A 15,484-nucleotide genomic window follows, 5' to 3' on the forward strand; every position below is an offset into this window, starting at 1 on the left:
GTAGAGGGTTTGTGATGAAAAGAAATCGGAGAGTATCCCTATTTAGTTATGTAAATATCATTGTATTGTCGTTACTTTCACTATCAACCGTTTTACCTTTGCTTCATATCGTAGCGAAATCATTGAGTAGCGAAACGTATCTTCTAGCTAAAGAAATTTGGCTTTGGCCGAAAGGATTTAACTTTGCTTCTTATGAATATGTACTCTCGTATAAGCAATTTTACATTTCATTCTGGAATTCTTTGATTATTACCGTAGTTGGAACAGTAATCAGCATGGCTGTCACGATACTAGCTGCGTTTTCTCTCTCTAGAAAAAACTTTCCTACTAAAAGAGCGTTTATGCTGTTCTTTATCATCACGATGTTCTTCAGCGGTGGTCTAATTCCTACCTACCTAGTTGTGAAACAGCTAGAATTACTGAATACGCTCTGGTCGGTTATGCTGCCAATGGCCTTGGCACCGTTTAATTTAATCCTGATCCGCAACTATTTTTTGAGCCTGCCTGAGGCATTAGAAGAGTCAGCGGTTATGGATGGGGCCTCCAACCTGCGGGTTCTTGTCTCGATCTATCTACCTTTATCTCTGCCGACTATTGCAACGATCGGGATGTTTTATGCCGTCGGTTACTGGAATAGCTTCTTTCAAGCCATGATGTATATCACGGATAGAGATCTGATGCCACTGCAAGTATTCCTAATGCAAATCGTGTCGAATTCCAAGACAGGAGACATGACGACGGGTGGAGTTCTAAGTGAACTCACGCCAGAATCTACGACGGCTGCGGCAATCATTTGCGTCGTATTTCCTATCCTTTGTGTATATCCTTTCATCCAAAAGTATTTTGTTAAAGGTGTTATGTTAGGTGCGGTTAAGGGATAATCCATCTCTAATCTGGACTTTCATATAAATAATGAACTAGGGGGGCGTAATCATGCTTTTTAGAAAAACAGTGGCCATTAGTATTAGCGTAGTAATGTGTATGCTTGCTATTTCGGGGTGCGGCACGAACAAGGAAGCGGGTCAGGATGGATCTGAACAGACAGCAGCAACGAGTGAGAGCAGTGGAGAAGCAAAAGCACTAAAGGATTTGAAAATTACAAGGCTTTATCACGGGGTAATGGAGCAGTTCAAAGGTTCAGATACCATGAATAATAATAAAATCATTAATAAGCTAAGGGAAGAATCAGGCTTTAATATTCAATATGAGTCACTTCCAAATGAAAATCCATCGCAAAAAATCTCCATTATCTTTGCGTCAGGTGATGTGCCCGATTTAATTATGGTTGCTGGCAAATCCGACTACTTTAAATTGGCCAAACAAGGTGCGCTTGAACCACTTGATGATTTAATTGCAAAGGAAATTCCGAATTTGTCCACAATGGCAAGCAATGAGTCGCTTGATGCATTGAGGTATGAAGGGGAACTTTATGCAATTCCTTATCGAAATGCGCTAAAGGTAGGGAATGGTCTTCTAGCACGCGCAGATATTTTGCAGGAATTAAACTTGAATGCGCCAACAACAATCGATGAGTTTTATTCGACAATGAAGACGATTAAAGAGAAGAAAAATATTACCCCGCTAACCATGGCCACCTCAAGTGCGGGATCTTTCTTTGATGGCTTCTTCCCATTCGCCGCTGCATATGGCGTGTCCACTCCTACAGTCGTAAAAGACGGAGAGTTGAAATTCTCATGGGTGCAGCCGGAATACAAGGAATTCATAACAACTCTCAAAAAGTGGTTTGATGAAGGGCTGTTAGATCCGGAATTTGCGGTAAATAAAGACAGCAAAGATAAGCTGATTAACGGAACAGCTGTATTCAACACGTTGTATTTCTCATCAGGCATTGATGTTGACAAGGCATTGCAGGAAAAGAAGAATGGCGGGTCTGTTCAGTTTATTGCACCTCCAGTTGGAATAAATGGACAATCAGGGATTCAAGATGCTTCGATTTCAACACAGTACATTGTTATTCCAAAACAAGCAAAAAACAAACTTGGCGCAGCCCAGTATCTAAACTTCTTGTATAAGCAGGAAACGGATGTCTTGCTCAATTACGGTATTAAGGATGAGGATTACACAGAAGCGAATGGGGAATACACGCAGTCGAAGGAACAGAGCGACAACATTGCATGGCGCTCGATGTACGGCTTAGGAGATACGGATTTCGGTATTGGTGCAAGACTTAAAGCCAAAAGCTTGTTGCCGTATTATGAGCCTCAGCTTGCATTTGAAAAATCGCGTGAGGAAACGAACTTTGCGCCATCCATTGAAGCGTTCGATTCAAAATTCCCGGAATTACGTAATTTTGCTGAAGAAAACGCGATGAAATTTATTATGGGTAAACGTGATTTGTCGGAGTTCGACAAATTTACACAGGAGTTCGATGCTAAGGGCGGGAAGGCTGCTATCGATGCGGTGAATGAATGGTATTCAAAGAAATAACAAAGTGATATTAGTGTCCCCCATTACATTACTTGGTTTGGAAGTAGAATGCGTTAGATGACGAATAGAAAGGAAATATAAGATGAGCAATAAGACAGATCTTCTCGTCATTGGCGGTGGTCCGGTGGGTATGTTTGCTTGTTTCTATGGCGGCATGCGTAAAGCGAGCGTTAAGCTGATTGAAAGTATGCCGCAGTTGGGAGGACAGCTAGCAGCTTTATATCCAGAAAAATATATTTATGATATTCCGGGATTCCCTAAAGTTATTGCTCAAGAGCTTGTTGATCGTCTTGCTGAGCAAATAAAGCCGTTCCCCATTGATATATGTTTGAACGAGCAAGTGCTTTGTGTAACGAAGCTTGAAGAGCAATTGTTTAAAGTGGTAACAGACAAAGGAGAGCATTATGCCAGAGCAGTCATTCTAACCGGGGGAGCAGGAGCATTCCAGCCTCGACGGATTGAGCTTCCTCATGCGGAGCGCTTCGAGAAGGAGAATCTCCATTATTTTGTAAACGATCTCAAAAAGTTCAAAGGGAAGAAAGTATTAATAAGTGGAGGAGGAGATTCGGCGGTCGATTGGGCATTAATGCTTGAATCGATCGCTGAACAGGTAACATTAGTCCATCGTCGGGATAAATTTCGTGCTCATGAACATAGCGTAGAACGGCTCAGAAACTCAGCGATCGAGATTAGGACACCGTGGGAATTGATGTCTCTGGATGGTGTGAACCACATTCAGCAAGTAAAGATTCAACACTGCCATTCAGGAATTGTAGAGAAAATAGATGTGGATGCCGTTATTGTCAATTACGGATTTGTATCTTCACTAGGTCCAATTGCGGAATGGGGCATTGCTTTGGAACAAAACGCCGTTGTAGTAGATAGTCGAATGCAAACGAATATTGCTGGTTTTTTTGCAGCTGGAGACATTACGAAATATCCGGGAAAGGTGAAATTGATTGCAGTCGGATTCGGGGAGGCACCGACGGCAGTTAACAACGCCATGACCTACATCGACCCAGAGGCGAAGCTGTCTCCAGGACATAGCAGTCACATGAAAATTCCACAGCTAAGCCTGAAATAAATTTTCCAGTATAAAGTTCAATTTGAAAGCATTCCTCGAAAAATTGAGGAGTGCTTTTATGTTTTTGGTTGCTCTTTGATCAAAAAAAACTTGATCTGGTTCATATCGATCCCTTACCATATATTAGACGAGCTGGAATCTAGCGTAATGGGGTAACGCCCGTCGATGGAAATTCGGAGCGATGCATCGTATTGGAAAGCTTTATGTTATTGAGAAAGATTATAGCGCTATCGTTACTGGTTCTGAATAAAAGAAAAGGAGAATTAGAATGAGCTTAAATGTGGATATCATTAATGAAGTACCAACAAGTCAAAAAGTAGTTGCATTTACCTTTGATGATGGCCCGAATCCGTTATACACACCACAACTTCTTGATATTTTTAGTGAGGTTTCCGGACGGGCTACCTTTTTTATGATTGGTGAAATGATTGAACAACATTCTGAAGTAGCAGCCGCAGTACACGCGCATAATCATGAAATTGGAAACCATACGTATTCCCATCCTTTTATGACTCAAATCAGTATCGATCAATGCGAAAATGAACTTTTAAGGACAGAGAGACTGATTACTCAGATAACGGGGGCACCACCTTCCGTTATGAGGCCACCCTATTTGGACTATAACGAGGATGTGCATGCAATAACATCAAAGTTCGGGTACCATGCCATCGGTGCCCTTAATTTGGGAACAAGAGACTGGGAAATGCCCGGAGTTGATCATATTCTCAATGTAACACGCAGGAACGTGAAAAACGGGAGTATTTTAATTTTTCATGACGGTTATGAGGATCGGTCTCAAACGATAGAAGCTGTACGAATTTTAACACGGGAGCTGTCTGATCAAGGTTATCAGTTTGTAACGGTCAGCGAGCTTCTAAATATGAAGGATACAGATTAAAGCTTACATAGGATATGGTCTGCATGATGTAGTGGGGGCGAAAACGACGTTCGTATTCCAACCAAATGAAATAACCAGTCACCGGTTGAATAGAGGTGACTGGTTATTTCATGTTTTAAGGTGTTTTAATCCCAGTCCCATAACTAGGGGACAGTCTCCAGCTATTGACGATGCAGCGAGACTTTTGTTATACCTCCAGATTAAAGCTTGAATTTATTAATTTGTATACGCAGCTTCTCAGCCATATTAGCAAGCTCTGCGGAGGATGAGGCTACTTCTTCCATCGAAGCCATTTGCTGCTCTGCCGCAGCGGAAACATTTTGTGATTCTGCCGAAGTTTCAACAGCAGAGTCGGATATGAGGCGGATGGATTCTACTAACGTATTTGTGCCAGAGACCATTTCGCCAGATGCTTGTGATACGCTTTGAATACTAGCTGCTACTTCTTGAATGGAAGAGCGAATGCGGGCAAATAGCTCGCGGGCTTCCTCGCCAGTATGTCTTCCTGCAGCTGCTTGGGAGACAGTCTGTTCGGATGCCTTCAGAGTCCGATCAATTTCGATGCGGATACTTCCGATGAATCCGGCAATTTGCTCTGCAGATTCCATCGATTGGCCGGCAAGTTTGCGAATCTCAGAAGCTACAACGGTAAACCCACGCCCTGCCTCTCCGGATCGAGAAGCCTCAATCGCTGCATTCAATGATAAAATATTCGTTTGACGGGCGATTTGACTAATAATATTTACGACATCGCCGATTTTACCAGACAATCCGCTAAGTGCATGAATCGTTTGAGAAAGCTCACTGATCCCTTGCTCCATTTCGATCATTCTTCCATTAAGCTGATCCATAGAGGCTGCTCCATCATCAGAAAGATTGGATGCCTCAGAAGCAATACCTGCCGCATTCGTACTATAAGAAGCAATACCATCAATCTGTACAGCAATGCTGTCGGCTGCTTGGCTTCCATCCTGCAAGCTGGACGTTTGACGCTCTGAGCTCTCAGCTACGACGAGAATCGCTTCGGAAATGCTTTGCGCCACACGTGCGCCTTGATCCGATCCCTCAGCAAGCTGCTTCGCAGAATTTGTCAGTTGCTCTGACAAGCCGTTAACTTCCGTCATTAACAGCTGCATTTGGTCGCCAGCAGCGTTAAAGGATAGAAGCGCCTTGCTAATATCGCTTTTGCCTTTGACTGGAATGCGGTAGGTTAAGTCTCCTTGCGCCAAAACATCAATGCCATGTGTCAATTGGCGAATGGGGTGTACAATTCTTAGAGCAATCAGAATGGTTATGATGAGGGCAAGAAAAATAATGCCTGAGCCAACTAGGACGATTAAATTTAGCAAAGTATGAACAGGTTTTAAAATTTCATTTTCCTCTGCAAACATCGTAATGACCCAGTTGAGGCTTGTTACACTCATAAATCCAATTTTTTTAGTGTCATTTTCCGAATAATGAATTGCGCTGGTATTGCCTTGGGTTGCATTCGTGAGTGCTTGATCGAGTGGGGCAATGCCTAGATCAGACAATTTTTTGCTTAATAGATACGATTCATCGGGGTATGAGAGGAACGTTCCGTCAGGCAGCGTCATATAAGCTTGTCCAGTCTCCCCGAATTGAGCTGCGCTAACACCATGTACCGCATCGCTAATGGAATAGGAAGCCCCGTAAAATCCATAGGCTTTGCCATCCTTAACTAATGGAGCGCCAACAATAACGACCATGGTACCCATAGTCTTAGAAATAACGGGATTAGAGATGAACGGCTTGCCTGCTTTGGCAAGCTGGATATATGGCCGATCGGCTACATTGACGTTCGTATTTTTGACGTTAACAGCGTTGGCACCGATCAAATCAAGCGAGAAAAAAATCGATTCAAATTCGGGATGCTGCTTGTGGGCTTGGACGAGGAAATCAAGCTGCTGCACCCGATCAGCTTCTACCTTAGAGCCTTGCTCAGCGATAACTTGCATAATAGCTTGCTTCTCTACTAAATTGGCATCAATTTCTTTGGCCAGCAAGCTGGAGTAGAGCTCCATTTGTTCCTCGGCTTGGATTTGAACTTCTCTGGCGGTTGGGACATAGAACGTGTACGAGAGGACTGAGACACAAACGATAACAATGAGCAGAGTGGATAAGACAATTCTACCTGCAGTCTGACGAATCGATCCAAGAATAAGCAAGTTGTGTATAAAACGGGAATTCTTAAAGGGCATTACTATTCTCCTCTGTATAAAATGTATGTACTATTAATATCGGTTGCACCCTATAACTTTATGACTATTATTTTCTTTTTAATTTGTAAATTCTTCATATTATTTAATTTAAAAATGAAAACGCTTGCGGAATACTTGGAGATATCTTGTTTAATTAATGATCCATGTGATTAATATGTTATTTATTTTGTTCTAATGATGGTTAGTTAAGTTTTAGTTGCATTCACCAGCAAGGTCAGATAGTTGATAAATATAGGGGGGCTTAACTGCTTAAAAAGATGATTACAGGGGCTCTGTTGCGTTTGCTTTTGCGTATGAGACATGTTATGCATGCCTAATGCAGAAATGGTTGGTGAGTAAATAAATGGAGAGGTTGAATATATGAAGAGAATGTATAAGCTCAGTTTCTATTTTATGCTTTTGGCGGTCATTGTTGTGCTAATCATAGTGGGGGTAACACGGTTATTAACTAGTCATTATTTTCAATCTCGACAGATAAAGATCCAAGTGAACTTAAAAACTAAGCTAAACGGGTACTTACGCACTAGTCCCCCTTTTCAAAGTGTCCAGTGCATAGTACCCGTTTGGCCAGCCAGTTTATTGGCGGGCCTTTTTAAGTAAGTCGTATATTCATCCTCAATCATAATCTATTTCAGCAAGAGGACGTTGCAACCCAACTAGCTCCTACGTAAATTCAATGTAGGGACTTGGAGAAATTTTTGAATAGCGAGGGCGCTTGCACCAAGGACGCAAGAGTGCCTGCCAATTGAGGATATTTTAATTTCGCGGCAATGGCTGATACGGGAATGCATAAGGTTACGGATCTCATCCAGAGCGTTCGGGTAAAGCCGCAGCAGCTCACTATCCAGTACCATGATTTCAGGATTATAAATGTTGATAATGTTATTTAATCCGATGGATAGATAGTAAATAAAGTGCTTCATCGCTGCATGGACCTCATGCTTACCTTCAGCTATCCAACGCTGAATTTGTTCGTAGGTAAGTGGATTTCCGTTTTTATCCTTGTTTAACTGTTGAAAAACACTTGCTTCCGACGCATATTTCTCCCAGCAGCCTTTATTGCCGCAATTGCAGCTAATGCCGTCAGGAACGACAATCATATGGCCGATCTCGCCAGCGAAGCCATCTTGTCCACGGAAGAAGGAATGGTTAATCATCATGCCTAAGCCAATGCCTGTGTACAGCGTAACGCACAGCAGATTGTCTGATTCGTGATGGAAGAAAGTACGCTCCGCGAATGCACATAGATTAGCGTTGTTCTCCAGGTGTACAGCGAAGCCAAGTGATTTCTCGAGGTCTGCTTTTAACGTTACGTTATGCCAATCGAAGGATGGGATGTAGTGAATGATCTCATCTGTCGATACGAGACCATGAATGCCGATGACTACGCCAACAATACCATATCTGCAGGTGGCATACCGTTCTTGGTAGGATCTAATTGCTGTTAGAAGCAGGCTCAAAATGTCCGTATACAACGTCGTATTAATAGGTATGGATTCCGTTTCCACAATTGCGCCTTGCAGATTGGCAACTGCGAACGAGATTTTTCCTAATTCCAAATCAATACCAAGTGCATAACCCGCCTCTGCATGGATGGTGAGCATGATCGGCTTGCGCCCGACGAGGTTGTACGCCATATCTTTCTCAAGAACCAGCTCTTCATCGATGAGATCGGACACTTGGGCCGAAATCGTAGCTCGAGTTAAGGCGGTTGCTTTGGAAAGCTCGGCGCGGGAAATCATACCCTTTTGTAAAATATATTTCATGATCAAGGATCGATTCATTTTTTTGATATAGGATGCGTCGCCAGTTACCATCAGTATGTAATCCTCCAAATCCGAACGAATAAGTTTAGTAAGCGTTTATTATAACATGGTGGATAAAAAAGTCTGTGAATTGGGCCAAAGATAGAATTGACAAGGAATTAGAGCCTTGTTACATTATTAATATAATTTGTTTGTTTACTAAACAAATTAATTATGGAGGAATAATAAACAGTAGTCAATATGAATAAATCGAACGAAAAATGATACCAGACAAACAAAGGAGCGAGGGATTATAATGGGCATTCTTCAAGAGCTTGTAAAAGATATTCCAATACCGAAAATGGCGAAGGTTAAAGTGAATTTCGACGAGACAAGGATCGATGAGTTGGGAAGTGAGCTATTGCCAAAGCTGCAACGCGAAGCGATCGCAGGAAAAGTAAAGCCAGGCATGGAAATCGCAATCGCAGTCGGCAGCAGAGGTCTTGATCGGCTTGTAGAGATTACGGCAGTAACCGTGAAGTTTCTGCAAGACGCCGGTGCAAAACCGTTCATCGTACCTAGTATGGGCAGTCATGGCGGAGCGACGGCGGAAGGGCAGCGTGAAGTGCTCGCACATCTAGGGATTACGAGAGAGACTGTTGGCTGTGAAATCAAATCGTCAATGGAAGTCGTTCAAATCGGCGAGCTGCCTAATGGTTTGCCTGTCTATGTGGATCAATATGCTGCCGCTGCGGACGGCATGGTCGTTATTAACCGAATTAAGCCTCATACAGCATTCCGAGGTGAGGTTGAGAGCGGCATGATGAAGATGATCAGTATTGGGCTGGGCAAGCAAAAGGGAGCGGAGGCTTGTCATCAGCTCGGATTCAAATATATGGCTGAGAATGTGCCGGCTATGGCCAAAATGATTATGGCGCATAAGCCGTTCTTGTTCGGTGTCGCTTCGGTTGAGAATGCTTTCGATAAAGTAACGCTCATTGAAACGATGACTGAGGAAGAAATTGTGGAGCACGAGCCTGCGCTGCTTGTTAAGGCGAAAGCATTGCTTCCTAAGCTGTACTTCGAACAGCTGGATGTTCTCATTATTGATCAGATCGGAAAGAACATAAGCGGTGACGGTATGGACCCCAATATTACAGGAAGGTACCCTACGCCATATGCTCATGGTGGACCTGATGTGAACAAAATGGCGGTGCTCGATCTCACTCATCAGAGTGAAGGAAATGCAAATGGCGTTGGAACAGCCGATTTTACAACGCAGAGGCTGGTCGACAAAATGGATCGGGAGAAAACGTATGCGAACGGTTTGACGTCCACGGTTGTCGCACCTACTAAGATTGCCACGACACTGCCCAATGACAAAGAGACGATCCAAGCTTCGATTAAAACTTGCAACATCTTACATTTTGAAAAGGTCAGAATGGTTCGGATTAAAAACACGTTGGAGCTTGGCATGATTGAAGTATCCGAAGCTTTACTGGAGGACGTACAGCGTCATCCCAAAATGGAAGTCATCGAGGATTTGTATGAACTGCCTTTCGATAACGAAGGCAACTTACTATAACAGTAGCGGGGGAAATCAGAAATGGATAACTTGTTTGATTTGACGGGGAAGACGGCTGTAGTGGTGGGAGGCAATGGCGTGCTTGGATCTGCGATTGCTGCAGGCTTAGCTGCTCACGGGGCACAAGTCGCAATTGTTGGCCGGAACTTTGAAAAAGCGAAATCGGTAGCTGAAGAAATAGCAGGCAACGGAGGAAGTGTAAAAGCATTTCAAGCCGACGTCGGTTCCAAAGAGTCGCTTGTCCAATTATCATCTGAAATCGAAGCATGGACAGGTGGCTGTGACATTTTGTTCAACGCGCCGGGCAAGAATAGTCCTACTCCATTTTTTGAGCTGGAAATGGAAGAGTGGGATGACATTATGGATGTGAATCTGAAAGGTATCGTTCTCACCTGCCAAGTGTTCGCTAAGCGTATGATTGAGCAAGGACGGCAAGGCAGTATTGTTAACATCTCTTCGGTTTCGTCTATCACGCCATTATCTAAGGTTTTCACGTATTCCGTGTCCAAAGCAGGTTTGAATAGTGTTACACAGTTTCTCGCTCGCGAGTTCGCGGAGCAAGGGATTCGGGTAAACGCGATTATACCTGGATTTTTTCCAGCGGAACAGAATCGAAAAATATTAAGCGAAGAACGTGTCGCCTCTATTATGAGGCATACGCCGATGAATCGGTTTGGAAAACCTGAGGAGCTGCAAGGCGCAGCAGTTTGGCTCGCTTCGGACAAAGCATCCGGATTTGTCACTGGGACGCTCTTACGAGTGGACGGCGGTTTCGGCAGCATGACGATTTAGAGAGGGGGCTAGAAAGTGACTTCGGATAAATATATTGTCCTGCAACAAATTTTGCGTGAGATGGGATCAGTCGTCGTTGCATTTTCGGGAGGAGTTGATAGTACGTTTTTGTTGAAGGCTGCCATAGACACGTTGGGTGAGCAGCATGTTCTTGCTGTAACGGCCGATTCCGAAACGTATCCAACAAGCGAGCTGAAGGAAGCAGAGCAGTTGGCAGCGCTAATTGGTGTACGTCACGAGATTATATCGACCTCCGAGCTTGCTATTCCCGGCTATGCAGAAAATAATAAAAACCGTTGTTATTTCTGCAAAAGCAGTCTATTCGACCATTTGCTTCCTCTCCTCGAGGAGAAGGGGTTCGCCAATATTGTCTATGGCGTTATCGCTGACGATATGAATGAGCATCGTCCGGGCATGCAGGCCGCTAAGGAAAGAGGGATTCGTGGACCACTATTGGAAGCGGGCTTGTACAAGGCTGAGATTCGTAAGCTATCCAGCTCATTGGGTCTGCAGACATGGGATAAGCCCTCCTTCGCGTGTCTTTCATCCAGGATAGCGTATGGGGAAACCATTACGAATGAGAAGCTGCAAAAGGTGGAGCGTGCTGAAGCCTATTTGAAATCGCTTCATATTCGCCAAGTTCGTGTGAGAACACACCAAGATATTGCTCGAATTGAAGTCGAAGCCGGTGATATGGCTGCGGTTCTGTTCAATCATGAGGTGATCGTTGAACGTTTGCAGTCTTATGGTTATAAATTCGTCACATTGGATTTGCTTGGTTATCGGAGTGGCAGTATGAACAAATCACTTAATCTGGAAGCTGAATCTTCACTCGATTTGCAAAAAGGAAGGTAATCGCATGTCTAATTATGTTATGGGACTCGATATTGGAACGACGAGCGTGAAAGCATGCTTATTCGATCGTATCGGAAATCTCGTTACGGAAGCGGAATTATTGATTGTTACGGAATATCCAGAGCAAGGCTGGGCGCAGCAGGATGCCTCCGAGATTGAACGGCTGGCGGTTCAAGCCGTCAGGGAGGCTGTAAACAAGGCGAAGATAGATAGAGAACAGATTATAGCGGTCGGTTTCTCCGCTGCCATGCACTCACTGTTGCCTGTAAGTGAGCAAGGCGAGCCTTTATCCGCTGCATTCATTTGGGCGGACGGTCGAGGAACAGAACAAGCTGAACAGATGACGGCAGAAAAGCGCAATCGTTTGTATGCGAAGACGGGGACACCTATTCATCCCATGACGCCTTTCCTGAAGCTGCTCTGGATGAAAGAGGTACAAGATGAGGCATACCATCAGGCTGCGTACTTTATGTCTATTAAGGAATATATTACTTATTGCTGGTTTGGCAGACGATTGATCGATTATTCGATGGCCTCGGCTACAGGATTGTTTAATCCAATCACTTTAGAATGGGATACGGAATTGCTGGAGCTTGCGGGTATTCATACACATCAGCTGTCTGAGATTGTACCGCCAACGACCGTATTAGGACAATTAAACGAAGAACTCGCGGAGCGAATGGGACTAGCCTCATCTGTATCGTTCGTAATCGGAGCTGCTGATGGCCAGTTGTCCAATCTGGGAACCGGAGCACTATTGGCAGGCGAGGTGGCTGTATCTGTAGGAACGAGCGGAGCGATTCGGCAATTTACCCGCGAAGCGAAGGTCAGTCCAGGCGGGGAAACGTTCTGTTATTCTTTTATGAGTGATTCCTATATTATTGGCGGACCGACGAACAACGGGGGCATCGCGCTGCAGTGGTTAAAGCAGTTGCTGAACGATTCCGGCAGTTACGAAAGCTTTTTAGAGGTGGCTGATCAATCTTCTCCCGGCGCCGAAGGGCTGCTATTCCTGCCTTATATTAACGGCGAACGCGCGCCGCTTTGGAACCAAAGAGCGAGGGGCAACTTCTACGGCATGACGATGACACATACGAAAGCTCATTATGTAAGAGCGGTCTTGGAAGGTATTACGTTCAACTTATATCAAATCTATCGGGCGCTGGAGAACCTGGCAGGCCCTTCGAAGCAAATTTATGTTAGTGGAGGCTTAGCACGATCACCAATCTGGCTGCAGATGATGGCTGACGTATTCAATACGGCGATTTGTGTATCAGAGAACCATCACAGTGCTGCGTGGGGAGCAGCATGGACAGCATTGGTCGCAATTAAGGAAGAAGAGCGTTTCGAGGATATAAAGAATAATATTCCAATGAGTGATCCGGTACTTCCTAATCGTGAGAATAGTTGGAAGTATGAAGAGATCTACAAGCGATACGAGGAACTCGCAGCTCGTATTGTGCCTTTATTCTAAGCCACTCAAAATGCTAGGAGGTGGGCAGCATGCTAGAAAGGATTTTAAAGCAGGTACAGGACGGAAGCATGAGTGTCGAGGATGCATTGAAGCAGATGGCACCATTCGAAAATCTCGGCTATGCAAAGGTCGATCATCACAGGAAAAAACGACAAGGATTCCCTGAGATTGTGTATGGTGAGAACAAGTCTGTAGAACAGATTATTGGCATTGGAAAGTCGCTGCAAGCGCAAAACAACGAGGTGCTTGTTACGCGGATTACTGCGGAGAAAGCGGATGCGATTAGAAGTGTATGTCCAGAATACGTCTATGACAGCACTTCTCGAATTCTCTACTGGAAACGCTTCGAACAATTACGCATAGTACGTCAAGGATATATTGCCGTGATCGCAGCAGGCACATCCGATATAAGCGTCGCGGAGGAAGCGGCAGTTACTGCTGAAGTGCTGGGGAGCAAGGTTCATCGCATTTATGATGTCGGGGTTGCAGGGATACATCGCCTTCTGCATCATGCTGAGGAAATTCAACAAGCGACGGTTTCCGTTGTCGTAGCTGGAATGGAAGGGGCGCTTGCAAGTGTAGTTGGCGGCTTGGTATCTCATCCAGTCATAGCCGTTCCTACAAGCGTCGGCTATGGAGCAAGCTTCAACGGACTGTCGGCATTGCTGACCATGATTAATTCTTGTGCTTCAGGCATCAGCGTCGTCAATATTGATAACGGTTTCGGAGGCGGCTACAACGCCGCGCTTATCCATCAACTTATTCACAAAGGGGAATGCTGACATGAAAACGTTATATATCGACTGCTTCTCCGGCATTAGCGGAGATATGTTCATTGGAGCAATGCTCGACGCGGGCGGTGATCTGCATCTGCTCAAGGAGGAATTGAGCAAGCTTGCTATCAACGGCGAATACGAGCTTAAGCGGGAAACAGTCGTCAAAAACGGCATCACCGCTGTGAAATTCGATGTGGTGCTCCTGCCTTTGTCAAACGAGAATGCACATGAACATGAGCACAGCCATGAGCACGCTCATGATCATTCACATAGCCATGTGCACACAGATAGCCACGAGCATACCCATGAACATGTTCATACACATAGCCACACGCATACACACGAACATGATCTTTCACATAACCACGAGCATTCACATTCTCACGACCATAGTCATGATCATATCCACAACCACAATCATGATCACCATTATGACCATCATTCACACGACGGCCATCATCACCATGATCATCGGGCGTACAAGGATATCACTCGCTTAATTGAGGATTCCATATTAGAGGATAAGGTCAAGCAAATGGCTTTATCGATTTTCCGGAAAATAGGGGAAGCTGAAAGCAAAATTCATGGCATCCCGCTAGAGCATGTTCACTTTCATGAGGTAGGAGCTGTTGATTCGATAGTCGATATCGTTGGGGCGGCCATTCTGATTCATCAGCTGCAAATTTCGAAGGTTATTTGCTCCTCAGTCCCAGTCGGCATGGGTAAAATCCGTATTGATCACGGCATATATCCTGTACCTGCACCAGCAACGCTTGAAATGCTAAAAGGTATACCTATTGAGCAGTCGCATATAAGAGGCGAGCTTACGACCCCAACAGGCGCGGCAATTGTTTCGGTTCTAGCGGAAAGCTTCGGTCCATTGCCTTCACTGAGCATTACGTCCATCGGTTACGGTGCAGGAACAAAGACGTTCCCTGAACAACCTAATGTGCTGCGCGTCATGATCGGCGAATAATTGAGATAACTAAAAAGAAGAGGAGTACTCCTGATGGGTAAGCAATTGCCACCGCCAAATGAGCATATCGATTGCGAGATGGTGAAAATGGAAGTGAACTTGGATGACATGTCAGGAGAACTGCTTGGCTACGTGATGGATCTTCTCTTCGAACATGGAGCTAACGATGTCTATTACACGCCAATCTTTATGAAGAAGAACAGGCCAGGCACGCTTCTGCAGCTGCTTTGCTCCGAACGCAAAGTGGACGAAATGAAAAGCATCCTATTCAGGGAGACGACTACACTGGGTATCCGATATTACCCTTTGTCCGTCCATCGCCTAGAGCGTATATTTGTAACCGTGCATACCGAATGGGGACCGATTACGGTGAAGAAAGGACTATACGGCGAAGAAGTCGTCCAATGGGCACCTGAATATGAGGATTGCAAACAAATCGCGAGGACATATGGCATTCCGCTCAAGAACGTATATGATGCCGTTCGCAGGGCGGAATTAATGAAGCAAGATTTGAGTAATTAGAGTGGAATTGCGAATCGCCAGGTTTTTAAATATGGTTGATTTTAACATAAATTTTTCATCGATTACAGGTAAAGAAAAGGAGCAGGATG

11 protein-coding genes and 1 pseudogene are annotated in these 15,484 nt (G+C 44.6%); 10 read left to right on the forward strand and 2 right to left on the reverse strand.

The window, feature by feature from the left end; all coding sequences use genetic code 11:
• Positions 1 to 14: 14 nt before the first annotated feature.
• From FGT79_RS00435 to FGT79_RS00450, 4 genes are all read left to right on the forward strand, one after another.
• The gene (locus FGT79_RS00435) at positions 15 to 881 is read left to right on the forward strand and encodes a carbohydrate ABC transporter permease (protein WP_138750829.1); all 867 of its coding nucleotides are present in this window, start codon (positions 15 to 17) and stop codon (positions 879 to 881) included.
• Between the two features lie 52 nt (positions 882 to 933).
• Positions 934 to 2,448, forward strand: coding sequence for an extracellular solute-binding protein (locus tag FGT79_RS00440; protein WP_138750830.1), 1,515 nt, complete (start codon positions 934 to 936; stop codon positions 2,446 to 2,448).
• 82 nt (positions 2,449 to 2,530) lie between these two features.
• Positions 2,531 to 3,532 (forward strand): NAD(P)/FAD-dependent oxidoreductase, encoded by a 1,002-nt coding sequence (locus FGT79_RS00445; RefSeq protein ID WP_138750831.1) that lies wholly within the window; start codon positions 2,531 to 2,533, stop codon positions 3,530 to 3,532.
• Positions 3,533 to 3,800: 268 nt separating this feature from the next.
• Complete coding sequence (locus tag FGT79_RS00450) at positions 3,801 to 4,430, forward strand: polysaccharide deacetylase family protein (RefSeq protein ID WP_138750832.1); 630 nt, start codon at positions 3,801 to 3,803, stop codon at positions 4,428 to 4,430.
• Between the two features lie 200 nt (positions 4,431 to 4,630).
• On the opposite strand, the gene FGT79_RS00455 is transcribed toward FGT79_RS00450, so the two are convergent.
• Positions 4,631 to 6,649 (reverse strand): methyl-accepting chemotaxis protein, encoded by a 2,019-nt coding sequence (locus tag FGT79_RS00455; RefSeq protein ID WP_138750833.1) that lies wholly within the window; start codon positions 6,647 to 6,649, stop codon positions 4,631 to 4,633.
• Positions 6,650 to 7,326: 677 nt separating this feature from the next.
• Positions 7,327 to 8,487 (reverse strand): ROK family transcriptional regulator, encoded by a 1,161-nt coding sequence (locus FGT79_RS00460; RefSeq protein WP_138750834.1) that lies wholly within the window; start codon positions 8,485 to 8,487, stop codon positions 7,327 to 7,329.
• 244 nt (positions 8,488 to 8,731) lie between these two features.
• On the opposite strand from FGT79_RS00460, the gene FGT79_RS00465 reads away from it, so the two are divergent.
• The 6 genes and pseudogenes from FGT79_RS00465 to larC all read left to right on the forward strand — a co-directional run bounded on the left by FGT79_RS00465 (position 8,732) and on the right by larC (position 15,395).
• Positions 8,732 to 10,000, forward strand: a complete 1,269-nt coding sequence (locus FGT79_RS00465) for a nickel pincer cofactor-dependent isomerase, group 22 (protein ID WP_138750835.1) — start codon at positions 8,732 to 8,734, stop codon at positions 9,998 to 10,000.
• Positions 10,001 to 10,021: 21 nt separating this feature from the next.
• Positions 10,022 to 10,792 (forward strand): SDR family oxidoreductase, encoded by a 771-nt coding sequence (locus FGT79_RS00470; RefSeq protein WP_138750836.1) that lies wholly within the window; start codon positions 10,022 to 10,024, stop codon positions 10,790 to 10,792.
• Between the two features lie 15 nt (positions 10,793 to 10,807).
• Positions 10,808 to 11,647 carry an ATP-dependent sacrificial sulfur transferase LarE gene (gene larE, locus FGT79_RS00475; protein WP_138750837.1) on the forward strand — a complete coding sequence of 280 codons (840 nt, stop codon included), beginning with the start codon at positions 10,808 to 10,810 and terminating at the stop codon, positions 11,645 to 11,647.
• 4 nt (positions 11,648 to 11,651) lie between these two features.
• Positions 11,652 to 13,121 carry a gluconokinase gene (locus FGT79_RS00480; RefSeq protein WP_138750838.1) on the forward strand — a complete coding sequence of 490 codons (1,470 nt, stop codon included), beginning with the start codon at positions 11,652 to 11,654 and terminating at the stop codon, positions 13,119 to 13,121.
• A 29-nt stretch (positions 13,122 to 13,150) separates the two neighbouring features.
• Complete coding sequence (gene larB, locus FGT79_RS00485) at positions 13,151 to 13,903, forward strand: nickel pincer cofactor biosynthesis protein LarB (RefSeq protein WP_138750839.1); 753 nt, start codon at positions 13,151 to 13,153, stop codon at positions 13,901 to 13,903.
• Between the two features lies 1 nt (position 13,904).
• Positions 13,905 to 15,395 (forward strand): annotated as a pseudogene (gene larC / locus FGT79_RS31725) (nickel pincer cofactor biosynthesis protein LarC).
• Positions 15,396 to 15,484 lie beyond the last annotated feature (89 nt).

It is taken from the genome of Paenibacillus sinopodophylli, from assembly GCF_005930355.1.
GTDB lineage: Bacteria > Bacillota > Bacilli > Paenibacillales > Paenibacillaceae > Pristimantibacillus > Pristimantibacillus sinopodophylli.